Genomic DNA, 20276 nt, shown 5'->3' on the forward strand with positions numbered 1-20276 from the left:
ATGAAAAAGAGTAAAAATTTACGAAGCTTTTCTGCGAAGTAAACCACGTCTCTTCAGATGAACTAATAAAATCGAGATAGCAGCCGGGGTCATCCCCGAAATTCTCGACGCCTGACCTATGGTTTCAGGCTTATGTTCATTCATCTTAGCGATCACTTCATTCGACAATCCCGGCACTTCTTGATAATCCAGATCTAACGGCAGTCCGGTAGTCTCATGTTTAAGTGCCTTGTCTATTTCATCTTGCTGGCGCTGAATATAACCAGAATATTTAATCTGGATTTGTACTTGCTCAGCGGCGCGTTGATCTTCGAGTCCAGGACCAAAGCCTTCAAGACTCATTAATTTAGGGTAATCCATCTCAGGACGACGAAGTAGATCTTCGAAAGACGCTTCGCGTGAAATTGGCGTATTCAATTCAGGATTTAGCACATCTAACAGAGGTGAATTAGGGTGAACCCACAGGCCCCTTAAACGTTGCAACTCCAACTCGATAGACTCACGCTTCTCACTAAACTGACTCCAGCGGTTATCATCGACCAAGCCAAACTCCCGGCCTTTCTCGGTCAGACGCAGATCTGCATTGTCTTCACGAAGCAATAAGCGATACTCGGCGCGGCTGGTGAACATACGGTAAGGCTCTTTGGTGCCAAGAGTCGAAAGATCGTCAACCAAAACGCCTAAATAAGCCTGATCGCGACGAGGAGCCCAAGATTCTTTACCCTGAACCTGTAAAGATGCATTCATGCCAGCCAATAACCCTTGAGCAGCAGCTTCTTCGTAACCTGTTGTACCGTTAATCTGTCCTGCAAAGAAGAGTCCGCCGATCGATTTAGTCTCTAAAGAGTTCTTCAGATCTCTGGGATCAAAATAATCATATTCGATAGCGTAACCAGGACGAATGATCTGTGCATTCTCCATTCCCTTGATTGATCTAACCAGATCCAGTTGTACATCGAAGGGCAGACTGGTTGAAATACCATTTGGATAGATCTCATTGGTATTGAGCCCTTCGGGTTCGATAAAGATTTGATGAGATGTCTTATCGGCGAAACGATTAATCTTATCTTCAATAGAAGGGCAATAACGTGGACCTATACCTTCGATAACCCCTGAATACATAGGACTACGATCCAGACCACCGCGAATAATGTCATGAGTACGCTCATTGGTATGAGTCACATAACAAGAGATTTGGCGAGGATGATCTTTTACATCACCGATAAACGACATAACCGGCAAGGGTGTATCGCCTTTCTGCTCGGCCATAAGATCGAAATTTATAGTATTGGCATCGATTCTTGGTGGGGTACCCGTCTTTAATCGACCAATACGGATCGGTAGTTCACGTAAACGATCGGCAAGGGCGATCGATGGTGGATCACCGGCTCGTCCGCCGCTGTAGTTTTGCATTCCTATGTGGATCTTACCACTGAGGAAGGTACCTGCAGTCAAGACAACGGTAGGAGCTTCGAAGGCGAGTCCTATCTGAGTGACTACTCCGGTGACACGGCCGTTTTCAACAATCAGGTCATCGACGCCTTGCTGAAACAATCTTAAATTCGGTTGGTTTTGCAGTATCTGTTGGATCTTAGCTCGGTAGAGTGCTCTATCAGCCTGTGCTCGAGTGGCTCTTACCGCCGGTCCCTTGCTTGAGTTGAGGGTTCGAAATTGAATGCCTGCAAAATCAGTGGCTACAGCCATAGCTCCGCCCAATGCATCAATCTCTTTTACCAAGTGTCCTTTGCCGATCCCGCCAATCGCAGGATTACAGGACATCTGTCCTAAGGTATCGATGTTATGTGTCAGCAACAGGGTGTTTGATCCCATTCTTGCTGCGGCCAGGGCTGCTTCCGTACCGGCATGACCACCACCAACAACAATTACATCGAACCGTTCATGAAAATGCATTACAAAACCTTAAATTAAAACTGACGTCGATAAAGAACTAATGTGAATTTGAGGTGCATATTTTAGCACCTGATGGACCCAAGGTGAAAGATCATTTTCGATCGTTTGATCGCAAGTGGATCTGCTTAATAGATCTTAAGATCTTTATATAGATCCTTTATTATTATTACTATTAAGGGAGCGATCTTCTGTGGGTAACCGCTTTTTTCCTTTATAATTCATGAGTTAGCAAGGATCAGATCCTGTGATCTTATTATGATCAAACTAATATAAGCCTGTGGGTAGATCGACCACTTATCCACAGGGTGGATCCTTGACCGGATCGGACCTTGAATAATACAGAGCTTAATCAGAAGAAAATAATAGGTTATCCACATATTTATCATTTTAGATCATAATATGTGGATAAGTTAGATCTAATCTGTGAGCCGATCCTTAACTTATCCTCTAAAAAGATCTTAAAGACGATCTTGCCATTGCTCTAACCAAGCCAGTGCGGGATCTTCTGGTACATGATCGTATTGCACATCGATCTGGATCTTATCCACATAGACTTGTGCACCGCAACTCTCCAATGCTTGAGCTAATTTTTCCGGTCCCTGACAGAAAGTGTCGTAACTCGAATCTCCGATCGCACAAATCGCATATTTAGTACCGCTAAGATCGGGTTTTTGAGACAAGATCTCCTCTAAAAATGGCATTATATTGTCCGGAAGATCCCCTGCACCGTGTGTAGAAGAGACGATCAGCCACAATGATTTTAGGTTAAGATCGGTGAATTTAGGGGTCATATGTATGACATTTTCATGGCCTAATCCGCTTAAAACTGCCGAGAATTCGTCGGCAACGTACTCAGCATTACCCAGAGTTGTGCCTACTAATATGTCTATTTTTGCCATCTTGTTTCCTTATTCTTACTGCTATGTCTGTTTAATAGGGTTGGTATATAGTGCTGAACAGGCCAAGTTTGACTCTATAAGTGACCAGAGATGCTTCCCAATTGGCTTTAATAGTAAGTGAAAAGCCTGCTTGGATCTTGCTAGTTAGTGGGATTTACATCTGGAATCTAGCTGATTATGACTCGCAGCCTGAACTAAACGGATGAGATATCAGATGGTTTTGCTGCGAAAAGTAAGTAGTTAACCCGAGTATTCTGGTTTACAGACCAGTGTTTAGTGAAAGGGTTAAACGTCATACCTGTTACATTTATTGTCTCGAGACCTTGTTTCGAGAGCATGGCCGATATCTCCTGTGGTTTTACGAAATAGCGCCATTCATGTGTGCCTATGGGGAGGTACCTCATGACATATTCGGCGCCAATGACACCAACTATATATGATGTTATGGTTCGATTTAGGGTCGCCATTACCAATAAACCACCGGGTTTTAGTAGCTTACAGCAGGTATCTATTAATCCTTGTTGATCGGCGACATGCTCTATGACTTCGGTATTAAGCACTATGTCGTATCGATTAGTTTCGGCTTTATCTTCAAGGTCACTGGCTAAACAATGAATGTAATTGACTGAAATAGAATTTGTTTTAGCATGTTGGCTAGCGACTAATATGTTGTTCTCGCTGGCATCTATCCCTGTGACGTCTGCGCCAAGTTCGGCTAAAGGCTCACATAGGAGTCCTGCACCACAGCCTATATCCAGTAAACTTAGACCTGCCAGAGGATCTGGGTTATTAAGATCGCGGGCTAAGTGCTGAGCTATCATCTTCTCGATGGCGATTAACCGTGTCTGGTTAAATGCCAATACCTGTTTGAATTTTCCCTTGGGATCGCGCCACTCTTCGGCTAAGCGATCAAACTTAGCGATTTCTTTAGCCGTATCAAGGCCCGTACTGTGACTACAAGTTAATTTGCTTCTGTCTAACACAATATATTTTGCTCAAAATTAGTCATTAATATGATTATACCAAGTCTTCCTCATTCTATTTATTCCTTATCACAGCTGCTTATCCGCTCTGTTGCACATATTAGCGAATAATGAATCACTGCTATACTTGAGGTATCAATTTCATTACTTGAGATACCCGTTCAAGGTATCACCTAAAGAATGAAAAGATCTATTGTGAGGGTAAGGGCATGTTAAGACATTACTTTATTACCAGTGATCTCGACGATCTAGAAAAGGTAGAACAGGAGCTCGAGGCCGAAGGGATAACAGAACCACAGATACATATATTGAGTGAACAAGATGCCGATGTCGAAAATCATCATCTGCATGAAGTTGAGCCTGTGTTAAAGCAGGATGTGGTTCATTCGACTGAAATAGGTGCCGTGATAGGCTTTGTTATCTCATCCGCGACCTTGATGCTTGCTTATGAGATGGGCTGGACCGAGAGTGCGGCGGGTTGGCTACCGTTTATCTTTCTAGCCATAGTGATACTGGGTTTCTGTACCTGGGAAGGCGGTTTTATCGGTATACAGAAACCAAATGTACATTTCGAACGATTTCAGGAGCTACTTCATAAGGGCAAACATGTGCTATTTGTCGATGTCGACCCTAATCAGGAGCCCGTCTTTGCCAAGATTATTAATGCTCATCCAAAGTTAGAGCCTGCGGGGTTGGGAGCGGCGACCCCACATTGGGTGGTTCGCTGGCAAGATAAGTTCCACAGTTTCATGAAGACCATGCCCTAAATCTAAGTCTTAAAGCTTGCCCATATTTCATGCCGAAGCATGACTGTGTTTGTCACGATTAAGCGCCATTGAGGCGCTTTTTTTATTGCTGATGTTTAGCCCAAGATCAGGAGAGAATGCAAAATATGGTCTATCTTAATAAGTATATTTAGTCAGAAAAACTGAATTATCTGGTTGTTTTTCAGTCTGGTCGCTACACATCTTCTCTTAGTAGGCGTGTGAGGCTAGATTTTATAGGGATGGGTGGCATGGCTATAGCGGTTGTTATCCTGTTATTAGTACTCGTATCTGTGGTATTTCACTTCGCAAGCCCTTGGTGGTTTACACCTATCGCGTCCAATTGGACCGCCATCGACGATACCATCACTATCACCTTCTGGATCACAGGTATCGTCTTTATCGCGGTAAATGGCTTTCTCGCTTATTGTGTTTTCCGCTTTCGTTTTGATAAAAACAAACGTGCCGATTATGAACCAGAGAATAAGAAACTCGAAGTTTGGCTCACTGTGTTCACTACTATCGGAGTGGCGGCCATGCTTGCTCCCGGATTGATCGTCTGGGGGGATTTTGTCACGGTTCCCGACAATGCAGAGACATTCGAGGTCGTGGGTCAGCAGTGGCATTGGAGTTATCGATTACCTGGTAAAGATGGTGTCTTAGGCCAAAGCGCCGTCGACTTGATGGATGAGAAAAACCCTTTCGGTCTTAATCCCGATGATATTAATGCTCAAGATGACATTTTGATCCCCAGCAATGTGATGCATATCTTGCTGGATCAGCCGGTCAAGGTGTTGATGCGATCTAAAGATGTATTACATAACTTCGCTGTGCCGCAATTTAGGGTCAAGATGGATCTGGTGCCCGGGATCGAGACCTACCTTTGGTTTACGCCTACACGGCTTGGTCGTTTCGAGATGTTGTGTGAGGAGTTATGCGGCATGGCTCACTACACCATGCGAGGCCAGATTGTGGTGGACACGGCCCAAGACTATCAAGCTTGGCTGGATAAACAGTTAACCTTCAGAGAGTCACTCGACGCCCCAGCGGGGGATCTGCAGTTAGGTCAAAATTTATATGCTAGCTGCGCCGTCTGTCATGGCAATAAGGCTCAGGGTAATGAAACGCTCAATGCACCTATGTTGGCGGGCCAGCCAGCCTGGTATTTAACGCGCCAGCTTAACTATTACAAGAGTCAGGTTCGTGGCAGCCACCAGCAGGATATTTATGGTCAGCAGATGGCCGCTATGGCCAATACCTTAGTCGATGCTAAAGCGGTAAAAGATGTCACGGCTTATATTGCATCCTTGCCAGCTCTGGCTATCTTTCCTGCCGCGGTGAATAACGGTCCTCTGGCTCGATCCATAGAGAGCGGTCAACGGCTATTTACTAACTGTGCATACTGCCATGGTGACAAGGCTGAAGGTAAGTTTGCCCTTAATGCTCCCAGATTAGCGGGGCAACATGCCTGGTATCTCAAGCGTCAGCTACAAAATTATCGAGCCAGCATCCGCGGTGCTCATCGAGAAGATCTCTACGGCACTCAGATGATTATGATGTCGCGATTACTGCAGAACGAACAAGCCATAGATGATGTTATTGCCTATATCACCAGATTAAAGCCAGCTTCTGATGCTGGTTATCATCAATCGGCGAGTAGGGCGGTTAGAGGCATTGAATTCCGGATCATCAAAGACCAGAGCCATAACACACAGGAGGTGAGCCGATGAATTATACCGCCATTGTCGATCAAGCCGACAAGTCCCATCATCCCACCAGCTTTATGACTAAGTATATCTGGAGCCAAGATCATAAGGTTATCGCCATTCAGTATTCCATCACGGCTCTCTTCGTTGGCTTAGTTGCCTTGGCATTGTCGGCTATGATGCGTTTGCAGCTAGGCTTTCCCGATAGTTTCTCCTTTATTGACCCCAGCAGTTACCTACAGTTTGTCACCATGCATGGCATGATCATGGTGATCTATCTGCTCACCGCCTTACTTCTCGGTGGCTTCGGTAATTATTTGATCCCCTTGATGGTGGGCGCCAGGGACATGGTTTTTCCCTACCTTAATATGCTCAGTTACTGGACCTATTTACTGGCGGTCATCGTTCTGTTAGCAAGCTTCTTCGTTCCCGGAGGCCCGACTGGCGCTGGCTGGACCCTGTATCCACCGCAAACTATCTTACCCGGCACACCGGGAAATGATGGCGGTATCATCTTGATGTTGGTGTCTCTGGCGATATTTATTGTTGCCTTCACCATGGGCGGACTCAACTACGTCACTACCATATTGCAGGCTCGCGCCAGAGGCATGACCCTGATGCGTATGCCGCTAACTATCTGGGGGATCTTCACCGCCACCATTTTAGGCTTGTTGGCATTTCCGGCATTATTGGTGAGTGCCATCATGATGATGTTAGATAAGCTAGTGGGAACCAGCTTTTTTATGCCCGCCATCTTGTCATTGGGTGAGCCTCTCAATTACACCGGCGGTAGTCCGGTCTTGTTTCAGCATCTATTTTGGTTTTTCGGTCATCCTGAAGTCTATATTGTGGCGCTGCCGGCCTTCGGCATGGTGTCCGATGTGATAGCGACCCATGCCAGAAAAAATATCTTCGGTTATCGCATGATGGTGTGGGCCATCGTCGCTATTGGCGGGCTAAGTTTTGTCGTCTGGGCACACCACATGTATGTCAGCGGCATGAATCCCTATTTTGGTTTCTTCTTTGCCACCACTACCTTGATTATCGCCATACCCACGGCGCTAAAGGTCTATAACTGGTCCTTGACTCTGTGGCGGGGCAACATACATATGACTGTGCCGATGATGTTCGCCATAGGTTTCATCTTCACGTTTACTCACGGCGGATTAACCGGACTATTTCTCGGTAATGTGGTGGTCGACTTACCTCTGTCTGATACCTACTTTGTGGTGGCTCATTTTCATATGGTGATGGGGGTTTCACCTATCATGGTGCTGTTCGCCGCCATCTATCATTGGTTCCCTAAGGTCACTGGACGTTTCCTCCATACGGGTCTGGGTAAGTTTCATTTCTGGATGACCTTCATCGGCACATATTCTATCTATCTTCCTATGCATTATCTGGGTTTTCTCGGGGTACCGCGGCGATACTTCGCCATGGGGCCAACCGAGTTTATTCCCGAGTCGGCTCAATCCCTCAATGCCAGTATCACCATATCTGCACTGATTGTCGGCGTAGTGCAGCTGATATTCCTGTTCAATATCATCTGGAGCACTTTTAAAGGCAAGAAATCTGGGCCTAATCCCTGGAATGCCACCACCTTGGAATGGCAAACCGAATATACGCCGCCAAGACACGGTAACTGGGGGGAAAAGATCCCTGTGGTTTATCGTTGGGCCTACGATTACAGCGTACCTGGTGTGAAGGCCGATTTTATTCCGCAGAATGTTTCTCCGGAAGAGGTCGAGATGATGGATGAGCCGACATCTGGCACTAGCAAGATTAAAGCAGATGTTAAGCAAGAGGTTGTGCTAGATATTTTTCCCCATATTAAACAAGCACAGCCGGACGATGATAAGGGAGGCGCTTGATGAGCATTTTCAGCAAGCTTACAGAGAAGCCTTGGTTGGCCCAGCCTGCAGGAGCATTGGATCAAGGCTTAATCGAATATCAACCTAGCTCTCCCGGCAAGACGGGGCTGAAATTTTTCATCGCCGTGGTCACCGTCATCTTCTTCCTGTTTAGCGTGACTTATCTGTCGCGTTCTCAATATGCCGACTTTCAGGCTCTGGGTGGTGAGCCCTGGTCACCTCTGTATCAACCTATCTGGTTATGGGTGAATACGGGCTGGTTATTGATGGCTAGCCTGAGTCTGCATTTTGCTGTCGGCCAGGTGAGCGAAGATAAGATCAACAGGTTACTGGGTCTGCTGACACTGAGTGTGATCTTCTCCCTATTCTTCATATTCGGTCAGTGGAGTGTATGGCAACAGCTGAGTCTGCAAGGTTTTGTTATCAACTCTAATCCGGCCAACAGTTACTTTTACATGCTGACCGCCATTCATGGTCTGCACTTGCTGGGGGGCTTATTTGCTTTGGCTCGGGTGCTGGTTATTTTTAGCCGCAAAGTGAAGCTGGATATATTGCAGCGAAGTTTAGTCTTATGCGCCTGGTATTGGCATTACCTCTGGTTGCTCTGGTTGTTTATCTTCGCCTTGTTGACGGCTTCACCCAGTACCTATAACACCATCGCAGCCTGGTGTGGTTTGTAGGATTTGTCATTGTAAGGTTTGTAGTAATCAACACATGAGCATAGATGATAAACAGGAAAAAGTGCCTGATGTGGCTTGTAGGACTCGTGTTAAGGCTGGTGTTAGGAGTGGAGTAGACACATGAGCATAGATGATAAACAAGAAAAAGTAGCAGCGCCCATAGCCTCCGACAATTGGCAGGGTGCCGTGAGTGATTGGGGAGCCGACAAGCAGGTTTTCAATATGCCTTGGGGCAAGTTGATGATGTGGCTATTTCTGCTCAGCGACACCTTTGTTTTCAGCGTGTTTTTGATCGGCTACATGAACGTGCGTATGTCCAGCATGGACAGTTGGCCTCTCACCAGTGAAGTGTTCGCGCTGACCATAGCCGGGCACCATATCCCGCTAGTGCTTATCGCCATCATGACCTTCATCTTAATCACCAGTAGCGGCACCATGGCGATGGCGGTGAATTTTGCTTATCGTGGTGATAGACGCAAGACAGTCCTGTTTATGACTGCAACTGCTTTATTGGGAGCATCTTTCGTCGGTATGCAGGCGTTCGAGTGGACTAAGTTGATCGTAGAGGAGGGGGTGCGTCCCTGGGGGAATCCCATGGGCTCGGCACAATTTGGTGCCACCTTTTTCATGATCACCGGCTTTCACGGTTTGCATGTCACCGCTGGTGTTATTTTTCTATTGGTTATTGCAAGGCGGGTCGCTAGAGGCCACTACGAAGGCAAAGGCTATCACATAGTCGAGATAACAGGCCTTTATTGGCACTTCGTAGACTTAGTCTGGGTGTTTATTTTCGCTTTGTTTTATTTGTGGTGATTAATAAGAGCTTTATTGGGCGCAATTATGGTCGACTTGGTCTGGGTGTTTATCTTCGTGATCTTCTATCTTTGGTAAAGAGTTATCTCTGGTAAGCGATATAGAAAATAGGTTAAAAGTGATAAGTGTATTGAGGTGGTGTATGAGTCAGATTACAAATAAAGATGCGGTGCCAGCGGAGGAAGAACAAGCGCAGCCTAAGGTGCATCCCATCAGTCTCTACCTGAAAATATGGGGGCTACTGTTTGTGCTCAGCACCATGTCCTATATGGTGGATTTCTTCGAAGTGCAGGGCATATTGAGATGGACGTTGATCTTGTTATTTATGTCATTGAAGGCCGGGCTTATCATCACTATCTTTATGCATGTCAGGTGGGAACGGATGGCATTAAAACTGGTGTTGTTCTTACCGCCTTTGGCAATAGTAGTGTTTATTAGCTTGATGGCCATAGAGGGAGACTACACTTTTGTTAATCGCTTATTATCCTTCATCTCGGTATGAAGTTATGCTTCGGCTTAGGTTAAGGCAAAGCCTTCGCTACGCGCTAAGGCCTGTGAGAAGGAAGCAAAGAGATAAGTCAGAGATTTATGAGCCGCTAGCGAAAGAGCCTCGCTAACATGCTGCGCGAGGTGAAGACGAAACTCTTGCTGGGTGCCAGCATACTTATCATAGTCACCTTAGTGCTGATTAGTATCTCATTTATTCTGGTCAAGGCCAGCCCTTCGGTTAATTTACCGCTGCAAAGTGCGAGTCTGCTACAAGAGCCGATCACACTCTCAAATTTCACCTTAGTTAATCACCATAACCAAGATTTTACTCAAGCTGACTTGCTCGGCCAGTGGCACTTGTTGGCCTATGGATACCTTAATTGCCCGGATGTGTGCCCGGCAACTCTGCTGCTGTTGAATAGTCTGATGCATAGTATGCAAAAAGATAATCAATTTACAGATGTTCAATTGCTCTTCTATACCATAGACCCAGGCAGGGACTCGATTGAAAGATTGGCCGAATACGTGGCATTTTTCGGTAAAGATATCATTGGCTTGAAGCCTGTTGAGGTTGGGGTGTTCGATGGCATGTCCAAGCGGTTCGAACAAGAGTTGGGAATAAAAGTCAAAATAAGCACTCAGATAGGGAGCGAAGACAGTTATCAGGTGGGCCATGGGGTTGCCATCTATCTGCTAGATCCACAAGGCCGGCTGCACGCCGTGTTTGAGCCGAGTGTCGATCCCTTCGGCAATCGTCATTTCAATAAAGATACTCTCTATCATGACTATGTGTTAATTCGTAAGAATGCCTCCGCTTTATGAAATCTGCTTGGTAAAAAACAGGCAAAACAAATAAGATGCTGTTAGATTTTCATCACATTTATGCCTGCCAGAGGCGGGTATATTAGGCATTTATTCAATTTAAGTGGCAGTATTTATGACAAGTAAAATAATTTTAGATACAGATCCCGGCATCGACGATGCCATGGCTATCATCTTTGCCGAGGCGCACCCTGAGATAGAACTTAAGGCCATTACTTGTGTTTATGGTAATGCCACCATAGAAAATGGCACTCATAACGCACTTTTTCTTAAGCAAAAATACGGATTGCAGGCCGATGTAGCTAAGGGGGCCGCTAAACCTATCGTTCGCCCGCCTGTTGGGGCTACAGTTGTAGTACATGGCGAGTCAGGTTTAGGTGATGTGCAGGCGCCAGCCGAATTATCCGTTAAAGCCGATCCGCGTCCAGCCTATCAATACATTATCGATACCCTTAGGGCCGAACCAGGTGAAATTACTCTGGTGGCCGTGGGTCCGCTGACCAATCTGGCTCTGGCATTAGAGGCGGCTCCCGAAATCGTGACTCTGGTGAAAGAAGTCGTGGTGATGGGTGGTGCATTTGGCGTCAACGATCACAGGGGCAATGTGACTCCCTATGCCGAGGCCAATATTCATGACGATCCCCACGCCGCCGATATAGTGTTTGGTGCATCCTGGCCCGTGGTTATCATAGGTCTGGATGTGACCGAACAGAGCTTCTTCACCAAGGATTATCTGGATCGACTCAGGGATGATGCCGGTGAGGTTGGCCAGTTTATCTGGGACATTAGCCGTTACTATTTAAAGTTCTATTCCGAGAAAGTGGGGCTGGAAGGTTGTCATGTGCATGATCCATCGGCTATCGCTTATGTGATTGACCCATCATTGTTTACTCTGCGTGAAGGACCCGTGCGCGTTGTCACCGATGGTCCGGCAGAAGGCATGACAATACAAAAGTTTGATAAACGTAACTATATGCACGATGAATGGCAAAGTCATGAGTCACAAAGAGTGGGGATTTCGGTAGAAGATGAGCGTCTGTTGTCTCTTTACCGTCAGACCATCATAGATTACGGTCAAAAACGATAAGTAGAATCGGCTGGGCGGGATTGGCGTACTCTTTTTAATTAAAGAACTTATCATCCCGCTCAGGTTAGTTTTTACTAGCCCATGGCTTGAACTTGAGAGCCCAGTAACCAGATAGCTAAGGCGAAGAATATTATCCCCATAAACTTGTTCTGATTAGCCCTGAACTTGTCATTTTTCAGTAGTGACTTGCCCAAAGTTCCCACCATTAATACCAGCAATAAGTTAAACAGTAACCCCATCACATTGAGTAGCAGGCCAAGCGCCAGCATTTGCTCGCCTGACGTCGCCGTTAGCTGAGGCGAAACAAACTGAGGCAGGAACAGCACGAAGAAGAGTAGGGCCTTAGGGTTTAACAGGTTACTGAATACCGCGCGGCGATATAGCATTTTAGCCAGACCCGATTGCTGTTCAATTTCCGGGGCATCAGCAGCGCCACTGCGCATACAATCCCAACCCATCTTCATTAGATAAGCTCCGCCTAAGATGCGTAGCACCTGCAAAGCCATAGGGTTCATGGCGATTAATGCCGACACGCCCATGGCGGCCAATAGTGTCAGTATTAGCCCTGAGGTGGCATTGCCTAGGCTGGCAAACACACCGACTTTTTTGCCATAGCTTAAGCTAGAACTTGCTATCAATAGCATGTCCGGGCCAGGGATCAGTAAAAGGGCGATAACAGTCGTTAAATACAGTGGGAGTACAGCGAGATCGATCATCATAAATGCATAGGTTGGAACAGACGGCGGCATTCTACCTCTATCACGGTCTATCGGCAGTAGTTTCTCGATTGTTTTTGAGAACTCTTAGCTATAAAAAAACTAGGATACTGAGATATTTGTACTAGGGTAAAGTTTCAGACAGAGTGGTGTTTTTTGTAAAACCCTAAGTGCAATAGCGTCATATTATTGTCAAAGTGGCTTAAACACTGGCTTGTATGAGGTTAGGACTGATGTTTTTTTATAATGTTTTACTCACTAACTATATTTTTTAGTTATAAATATTGCAGTTTTCCTGGTGCCAATAGAAAAGTTGCTCAATTCACAACTAGGCTTTACTGGTTAGTAAATTTGATTTTTACCGCTTTGTTTACTAGCAGATTGGATTAGATACAAGTGAACAAACGAACAAGCGCGATGGCATAATATTTTTTAGACTAAATTTATGGGTAACAGCTAACTGACTAATTGAATTGATCAAATATTGGTCTTTTCTGTTTTTTTTGCTTGTTATGAGTTCCGCAATAAAATTTATACTCGCTGGTTATTGGCCTAGTCACAAGCTGGCATCTATTGGTTCATCCCTTCAAAAAATCCACATTTAGCCATCACTTATTAAGCGTTCAATAAAATGACACAGAGTAGGATGTTTGACGCAACTAATGACCAGTCAAATTTCAAAAAATGCTGCTAAAACAGACAACATCTTGACAGTATCTAGTGTATGAAATTCACTCTAAAATAGTTTGTATTATCTCGTCACCGCTATTAAAGCATCAGGTTTACTGTCTGTTTTTAGCCATGACACTAGTATAGAAATTTCACGAATTCTTTTATGAATAGTTTCATGAATAAGTTTACGAACTACTTCACTAAATCAGTGAATAAAGAGTCCTTATGTTACGTTTTATTTTATCAATCATAATCGTCTACGCATTTTGGTTAACTTACCAAGATGTTACTTCTTATCTCGATGAGCCAGTGCCAAGCGAATCTCTGCTGGCTAACCAAGAGCATCAGTTAGACAGCCAGTTGAATGAGGTTAAGCGCTACAACTTAATCGAAGAGCTGAGCTGTGATAGCAATTCAGATTGTGGCAGTGAGTAAGTCTATTGTCAGTTAACAATAGTGAAATAACATTTTTCATTTGGCTGGTTAGGTATTTGGTTTGTTGATAGGAAACCATAGCTTCATTTAAATTTATAACCTGCGGTTCGCTGAATGTGCAGATACTTCTGCGAGTCGCCGTGAATATGTCCCTATAGGCTCTGCCAAAACTTCCATGTTTTGGAAGCTCGCAGCCGCATCTACACTTGATATTAAAACTGCGAGTGTGCTTCTTCGTTTTTTATTTTTCTTCTTATAAACCTTGGTTAATTCTATTTTGAAATTGTGCCTTGTGTAGGTCATATTGGTGGCAGTGTATTTGAAAGTGGCATATGAGTAAAAGGGATGAAGAGTATCTTGAAAAGCACCGCCTGTGGTGGGCAGTTATGACGAGTCCATATTCAGCTCAGGAGTGGTTGCAGTTAAATCTGCAGCAGCAGGGACTGTTGAAACCTGTCAGCTCGGTGAGTGAAGCGATTCAGCAGCTGAGCTATATTCAGATAGATTCTATTAACGTGGTGGAGCGGGCGCATCATCATGTGCTTCATAATCGAATACCTGAGTATCAAGCATCTCAACTGGATTTGGCGATGGCTAACAAGGAGATCTTTGAGTATTGGTCTCACGCAGCTGCTTACTTGCCTATATCCGACTACCGTTACAGCCTGTATCACAAAACACATCTAAAGCAGGGGGGTAAGCATTGGTTTGAACCTGAGCATAAGGTCATGCGGGAGGTAAAAGCTAAGATCACCGCCGAAGGGCCGTTGAAGGCTAGCCATTTTGCCAATACTTCTACTTTTGCTTCTACTTCGACAGGCGCTAGCACAGGGTGGTGGGATTGGAAGCCAGCTAAGAGGGCTCTGGAGCAATTATTTATGCAAGGTGAGCTTATGGTGGCTCACAGGGATAAATTTCAAAAGGTGTATGACTTAACCGAACGTGTGTTGCCATCCCATGTCGACAATCAACTGCCTGATGAAACAGAGTTCGCCCGTTACCTTATCCATCGCTATTTAAGTGCTCATGGTTTTGGCACTATTCAACAGATCTTCTACCTGCGTAAAAATATAAAACCTATCTTAGTTAAGACTCTGAATGAGATGTGTCTCGCTGGAGAGCTAGCCCGCTTTTCTGAATCTGGACAGGAGTACTTTTATTTTCCAGAGGTGCAGCCCTTAATTCCAGTGCCAGATCGTGTTTGGTTACTCAATCCCTTCGACAATCTGGTTATCCAAAGGCAGAGATTAAAGCATTGGTTCGGGTTTGATTATCAGATAGAGGTATATGTTCCCGCTGTTAAGCGCCGCTATGGTTACTACTCATTACCTATCTTATGGCGTGATCGCTTTGTCGGTAGGCTAGATGTAAAAGCCGAGCGTAAACAGGGTTTACTGTTACTTCAGCAATTAACGATTGAAGAGCAGGCTTTCTCTCCTAGCTCTAAGCTCTGTATTAGCTCCAGCACTAGATCCTGTACTAGACCAAGAGTCGGTGAGTCTGAGCTTGAAGAGTTTGTTGCAGCATTAGGCTTGTCGATAAATGAATATGCCAGGTTTAATCACTGCCAAGAGTGGAAACTGGTTCGGTCTAATAATAAATATATCGGTGATCTGCTAGTTAATCAGTCCAGCTAGATATTCTTTTTACGCCCTCTTAATCTGTGCTGTGTTCAATATACAAGTGCACAATTATAACTTGGGGCTTTAGCTTCCTCTTTTACTATTCTATGATGCGAGTTCACCTCTTTCCGTTTGAGTTAAAAATGAAATTAGCAGAGATAATCTCCATTCTCAGTAGTGATGACCTAACAGAACTTCCACTTGCAGCTTTACTGAGTGCCAGAGAGCAGTGGTCGGAGTTATTACCTGTGATAGATGATTTGATGCAAAAGTTTATCGATACAGAAGACTTGAGCGAATCCGAAGCTAATCTCCTCTTCTTCGGCATCTGTCTGATTATCGATCGTAAGCAATTTAGTTGTTTTGACTCTCTAATAAACCTAACCAATAAAGAAGACTGTGATAGTCCATTAGAGCGTCTACTCGGTGATTTCATTGGTTCAGACCTTTCGACTGCTTACTATATTTTGGCTCAAGGAAAACCTGAGCAACTTTGTCGCCTGGTTAACTCAGATCAAGCCGGTGAGATTGTAAAAATGGCTGCCTTGGGGGTCCTATTTGCTCAATTTCACACCGATCAAATCGATAGAGAGACACTGAATCAAAGCATTCCTGCTTTTATCGAAAACCTAGTCGCTAATGACCAATCAATAGCCCTATTTGAATTAGTTAATCTATTAATTTCTCATGAGTTTAATCAGTATCATGCTCAGTTTTTAGAGTATGTAAAAAACAAGGTGATCGATGAAGGCCCAATCGAAAACCAGAGCATCATCGATTGGAATAATAGCTGTATTGGCTATTCAGAATGGGATAATGGCCTAATCAGTGGGGATTATGATGTTATAGACGCCCTCAGTCAGTGGACCGGATTCGGTCCTGAAGGTGACATGAGCGATGCGGAATTAATGGAAATCTTCGATGACTTGATGAATACCCCCAACAAGCTTGATGATATGGACTTTGATTCTTATTTGGATGCTCATGTGGACAGTTATGAAATAAAAGAGCCGCATATCGCAGAGATTAAAGCCGGCCGCAACGACCCATGCCCTTGTGGCAGTGGCAAGAAATACAAGAAGTGCTGTTTAAACTAGTTTGTATACTTTAGGAAGAGTAGTGATAGCGTAGGGCAACAAATTTGGACTCTTGTCGGTTCACAAGGTTGAAGGAACTTTTTTGGTTAGGCTTTGGTTTCATTGGGCGGTGTGGGTGTTTGATTGATTATGGGAAACTATGGCCTTTCTTGTGTTAATCGCCTCCAGCGGGGTATGTGTAGGTAAGCTCTCGGGACGCGATAAAGCAATCTGACCTCCACGGACGGAGGAAATGCCAAATTTTGTATGGAATAAAATTGGCCTTGGCCGCTTCGCGAAAACATCCTTGTTTTCGAGACCCTCTTGCCTACCTACACCTTGTCTCTAAAAAGCAGATGGTTTCTTCGATTAGCTAGACTTGTATATTTAACTATTTGCTAGCTTTGCTGCATCTTTCCAGAGATAACTGGGCATTGGCTCATGTAATTCCCAAGTTATATTCATAGGTTGGGAGCCACTAGTTTCTGCCAAGTTAACCCAACCTAAGTTCACAAATCCCATCGTATTTCCATTTTCGTCTTTATTGGATTCTCGCACCCATAACATAAGTTTTTTACCAATATCTTTATGCTGGATATAGGCTAAGCCCTTACCGCTATCAGGTCTTGCTGAATTCTGAGTCTGCCAATGGAAGTGAGTAGGGCTCATTGCATAGTCGTGATAAAGCGTCGTAGGTGAAAAGTGTTGATCTGATTTTTGTAGTGTGACAAAGAGTAGTTCTACATTGAGTTCTTTTAGGTTGAAGTAACCTTCACGGCTCATAGCTTGCTTTTCGAAACTCGCCCCTCCTAATCCTGCGATAATTTGCTCTCGTGTATAGCGAGCATTGAGTTGAAGTGGGCAAGGAAAGTCTGTTTGAAGTCTTTGAACTTGAGTATCGTTATTATCCAGTAAGTAATTGATAACTTGTATTAACTCATTTTGATATTCAGGATGAGTAAGTGCTGCTAAGCTTTCAGATAGAGAGTTGAAACCTAGCTTATCTCCTGAACAATTCCAAAAGTCATAGTGACACATTAAAGCCATTCTTTGCTCTATTGCATCGCCATTATCCACCCACTTAAAGTGATTTATTGCTAATGAGCGAATAAATTTTAGATAAGTCCGAGCGTCACATTTAATTAAGCTATTAAAAATAGCTCTGTGATAATTTTCGGCAATTGTAGTTTCGTTTACTCTAGGGATTAACAGTAGATCGCTTAATAAGCTAGTCCATCCACCACCTTCTTTAGGTTTTTTCTTATAAATATCAATTAGTCGGATATTAGGGTAGAAGTTTAAAAAATTACTCAACGTTAGCTTTTGAACTGTATGGTGTTGAAAATTTTGAATATGTGATTTTAGCTTTTGCTGATTTAATATGGCTTTTTTAATGTTGTTTAAGATTATTTCTTTAGTTTTTTTCTGCAGTTCAATGTGACAGCCAAGAGGAAGGTGCGGAAAACCGTGCTCAATTTCTTTACTTATAGCTGTATGAGTTTTTCCTATCAATGCTCTGAACTTTTGAGAGAAGTCATATTCGGTTCTAGCATTACCGACAAAATCCAAAACAGTGACACACTCTTTGCCATCGTTATGACGTAAACCTCGCCCTAATTGCTGCAAAAATATGGTTAAACTCTCTGTCGGTCGTAAGAAGAGTAGTGTATCTATTTCTGGGATATCGACACCTTCATTGAATATATCGACAACACAAAGAATATTAATATTTCCTAGTTGCAAATCTTGCCTTACAGAGTGTCTTTCAAAAGCGTTTTTACTGGTAAGTACCGCACTTGGTATTCCTTTAAGGCAAAACTTTTCAGCCATATACTGAGCATGATCTTGGTTGACACAAAAAGCTAATGCGCGCATTTCTAATGGATTAGTTACAAGCTCTTCTATATTTTGAAGTATTTTCTGCAGTCGTTGATCATTTTGGGTATAGACTTGGGTCAACTCACTCGGGTTATAACGGCCATTTTCCCATTTAACCTGTCTTAGATCGGTATTATCATCTATGCCGAAATATTGAAAAGGGCATAAATACCTTAGATTTATAGCCTCTGGTAATCTAAGTTCAGCAGCTATAACACCGCCAAAATCATCCAATATGTTTTTACCGTCATGACGTTCGGGTGTAGCGGTGAGTCCTAGTAATATTTTAGGTGAAAAGTGGCTGATGAACTTTCTATAACTTTCAGCTGATACATGATGAACTTCATCAATAACAATAAAATCATAGTAATCTGACTTAAGGTTTATGTTATCTATCTGATTATTAAAGCTCTGAATTGATGCGAAAAGTTGATCGTATGAGTCTGGTTTATGTTGGCCTACCCATAACTCGCCAAAGTTTGGCTGTTTTAGTACTGCTCTAAAACTCTCGATTGCTTGTTTTAATATCTCTTCTCTATGAGCTATAAATAGAATTTTTGCTGTAGGGTTTTCTTGATAGAAACGTTTGAAGTCGAAAGCTGATATTAGAGTTTTTCCTGTCCCTGTAGCGGCGACGATTAGATTCCTGTTGCGGCCATGTAGATTACGTTCAGCATCTAATTTTTCTAATATCTCAATTTGATGCTGATGTGGTGCTAAATCAAAAAACACTGTATTTGTGTGATTTTTATCACCGCGACCAAGGCTAAGTGAACGATTTAGTTTACTACTCGCTTTCTCTGAACCATCAAAAAAATCAAATTCAGGTTGCTGCCAGTAAGTCTCGAATGTACTGAATGTCTTGTCTATGATGTGTGGGATTTCTTGATTGGTTATCTTCAAGTTCCACTCTAATCCATTAGTGAGTGCTGAACGAGAGAGGTTTGATGAGCCTATATAGCCGGTATGAAATCCTGAATCTCGCATGAATAGATAAGATTTGGCATGAAGACGTTCTTGGTTATGGTTATGGTTATAGCTTAATTTAACTTCGGTGTTAGGTAGCTTGGCTAGCCATTGAACGGCTTTAAGATCCGTAGCCCCCATATAAGATGTCGTAATAATTTGAAGCTTATGCTTGTTATTACTCGTGAAAGTCCGAAGTTCATTCATGAAAATTCTGAGACCCGTCCATTTAATAAATGAAATGATCCAACAGATTTTATTGGAAGATAGTATTTCACGCTTAATTTCACTCTCCAGTGAAATACCTTGATTACTACCGCAAAATAACTCGCTTTGTGTGAGGCCTGTAAGAGGCGTTATTTTATCGATATGTGCGGATAATTTAGCCGAAACAGGATCTTGTTTATCGAAAATAGCAGTAAGTAGTTTTGCTGGTTGGGCTATGGTGTAATCAGATAAATCGAGGTTATCTATTCTTTCCTGAAGCCAATAAATAAGCTCATTAGCGAGCTCTATTTGGGCTAATGGTGAGTCTTTTATATTTTTTGATTCAGATATAGCAAGGTGAAAAACACGAACTAATGCACGAGTTAACCACAGAGTTTGCTCAGTTGTATCCATATTTCTTTCTGAAATAAAGAATTTATCTTTATCCAACTTATTACTGATAACTTTCGTTATAAGTTGTTCATAAATACCTGTTTGCATTATAAAACTCAAATAATATTTGACTGAGAAGAACTATGCCAGGTAAGTCATTTTTTGCAAGTCACAAGTGTTAAATCAACTTAAATCTAAGAGGGAGTCTTTTGCTTTACCAATAGGAGTTGATGTGGCTGCGAGCTTCGATGACAGGGAAGTAGGGACTACGGCGCCTCGCAGAAGC

16 protein-coding genes are annotated in these 20276 nt (G+C 43.5%); 11 read left to right on the forward strand and 5 right to left on the reverse strand.

The features are described from left to right. Window positions 1-18: 18 nt before the first annotated feature. The 3 genes from mnmG to ubiG all read right to left on the reverse strand — a co-directional run bounded on the left by mnmG (window position 19) and on the right by ubiG (window position 3793). Complete coding sequence (mnmG, locus tag FM037_RS28180) at window positions 19-1911, reverse strand: tRNA uridine-5-carboxymethylaminomethyl(34) synthesis enzyme MnmG (protein WP_144048729.1); 1893 nt, start codon at window positions 1909-1911, stop codon at window positions 19-21. A 458-nt stretch (window positions 1912-2369) separates the two neighbouring features. Beyond that, complete coding sequence (mioC, locus tag FM037_RS28185) at window positions 2370-2810, reverse strand: FMN-binding protein MioC (protein ID WP_144048730.1); 441 nt, start codon at window positions 2808-2810, stop codon at window positions 2370-2372. Window positions 2811-3004: 194 nt separating this feature from the next. Further along, a complete protein-coding gene (ubiG, locus tag FM037_RS28190) occupies window positions 3005-3793 on the reverse strand; it encodes a bifunctional 2-polyprenyl-6-hydroxyphenol methylase/3-demethylubiquinol 3-O-methyltransferase UbiG (protein ID WP_144048731.1) in 789 nt (262 codons plus the stop codon). Window positions 3794-4002: 209 nt separating this feature from the next. On the opposite strand from ubiG, the gene FM037_RS28195 reads away from it, so the two are divergent. From FM037_RS28195 to FM037_RS28230, 8 genes are all read left to right on the forward strand, one after another. After that, entirely contained in the window at window positions 4003-4560 is a 558-nt protein-coding gene (locus FM037_RS28195) for an NAD/FAD-utilizing enzyme (RefSeq protein ID WP_144048732.1), read from the forward strand. Window positions 4561-4808: 248 nt separating this feature from the next. Continuing rightward, entirely contained in the window at window positions 4809-6287 is a 1479-nt protein-coding gene (locus tag FM037_RS30260; RefSeq protein ID WP_144048733.1) for a c-type cytochrome, read from the forward strand. Next, entirely contained in the window at window positions 6284-8134 is a 1851-nt protein-coding gene (locus tag FM037_RS28205) for a cytochrome c oxidase subunit I (RefSeq protein WP_227993347.1), read from the forward strand. The genes FM037_RS30260 and FM037_RS28205 overlap by 4 nt, the downstream gene beginning before the upstream one ends. Beyond that, window positions 8134-8814: a cytochrome c oxidase subunit 3 gene (locus FM037_RS28210; RefSeq protein WP_144048734.1), complete on the forward strand. Its 681-nt coding sequence runs from the start codon at window positions 8134-8136 to the stop codon at window positions 8812-8814. Before FM037_RS28205 ends, FM037_RS28210 begins: the two co-directional genes overlap by 1 nt. A gap of 120 nt (window positions 8815-8934) precedes the next feature. Next, window positions 8935-9627, forward strand: coding sequence for a heme-copper oxidase subunit III family protein (locus FM037_RS28215; RefSeq protein ID WP_144048735.1), 693 nt, complete (start codon window positions 8935-8937; stop codon window positions 9625-9627). A gap of 142 nt (window positions 9628-9769) precedes the next feature. Then, window positions 9770-10129 carry a cytochrome C oxidase subunit IV family protein gene (locus FM037_RS28220; RefSeq protein WP_144048736.1) on the forward strand — a complete coding sequence of 120 codons (360 nt, stop codon included), beginning with the start codon at window positions 9770-9772 and terminating at the stop codon, window positions 10127-10129. Between the two features lie 128 nt (window positions 10130-10257). Further along, a complete protein-coding gene (locus FM037_RS28225; protein ID WP_229381032.1) occupies window positions 10258-10938 on the forward strand; it encodes an SCO family protein in 681 nt (226 codons plus the stop codon). A 115-nt stretch (window positions 10939-11053) separates the two neighbouring features. Next, entirely contained in the window at window positions 11054-12025 is a 972-nt protein-coding gene (locus FM037_RS28230; RefSeq protein WP_144048738.1) for a nucleoside hydrolase, read from the forward strand. 74 nt (window positions 12026-12099) lie between these two features. On the opposite strand, the gene FM037_RS28235 is transcribed toward FM037_RS28230, so the two are convergent. Beyond that, window positions 12100-12741 carry a LysE family translocator gene (locus FM037_RS28235; protein ID WP_185977101.1) on the reverse strand — a complete coding sequence of 214 codons (642 nt, stop codon included), beginning with the start codon at window positions 12739-12741 and terminating at the stop codon, window positions 12100-12102. Window positions 12742-13638: 897 nt separating this feature from the next. Here FM037_RS28235 and FM037_RS28240 point away from each other — a divergent pair. The 3 genes from FM037_RS28240 (at window position 13639) to FM037_RS28250 (ending at window position 16567) form a co-directional block, all read left to right on the forward strand. Next, window positions 13639-13848 (forward strand): hypothetical protein, encoded by a 210-nt coding sequence (locus FM037_RS28240; RefSeq protein WP_144048739.1) that lies wholly within the window; start codon window positions 13639-13641, stop codon window positions 13846-13848. 386 nt (window positions 13849-14234) lie between these two features. Continuing rightward, on the forward strand, window positions 14235-15485 hold the full coding sequence (locus tag FM037_RS28245) for a winged helix-turn-helix domain-containing protein (RefSeq protein WP_144049170.1): 1251 nt from the start codon (window positions 14235-14237) through the stop codon (window positions 15483-15485). Window positions 15486-15613: 128 nt separating this feature from the next. Beyond that, window positions 15614-16567, forward strand: coding sequence for a YecA family protein (locus FM037_RS28250; RefSeq protein WP_229381033.1), 954 nt, complete (start codon window positions 15614-15616; stop codon window positions 16565-16567). Between the two features lie 366 nt (window positions 16568-16933). Here the strand turns inward: FM037_RS28250 and FM037_RS28255 are convergent, their stop codons facing one another. Then, window positions 16934-20098, reverse strand: coding sequence for a DUF3427 domain-containing protein (locus tag FM037_RS28255; RefSeq protein WP_229381034.1), 3165 nt, complete (start codon window positions 20096-20098; stop codon window positions 16934-16936). Window positions 20099-20276: the final 178 nt, after the last annotated feature.

It is taken from the genome of Shewanella psychropiezotolerans (assembly GCF_007197555.1).
In the GTDB taxonomy this organism is placed as follows: domain Bacteria; phylum Pseudomonadota; class Gammaproteobacteria; order Enterobacterales; family Shewanellaceae; genus Shewanella; species Shewanella psychropiezotolerans.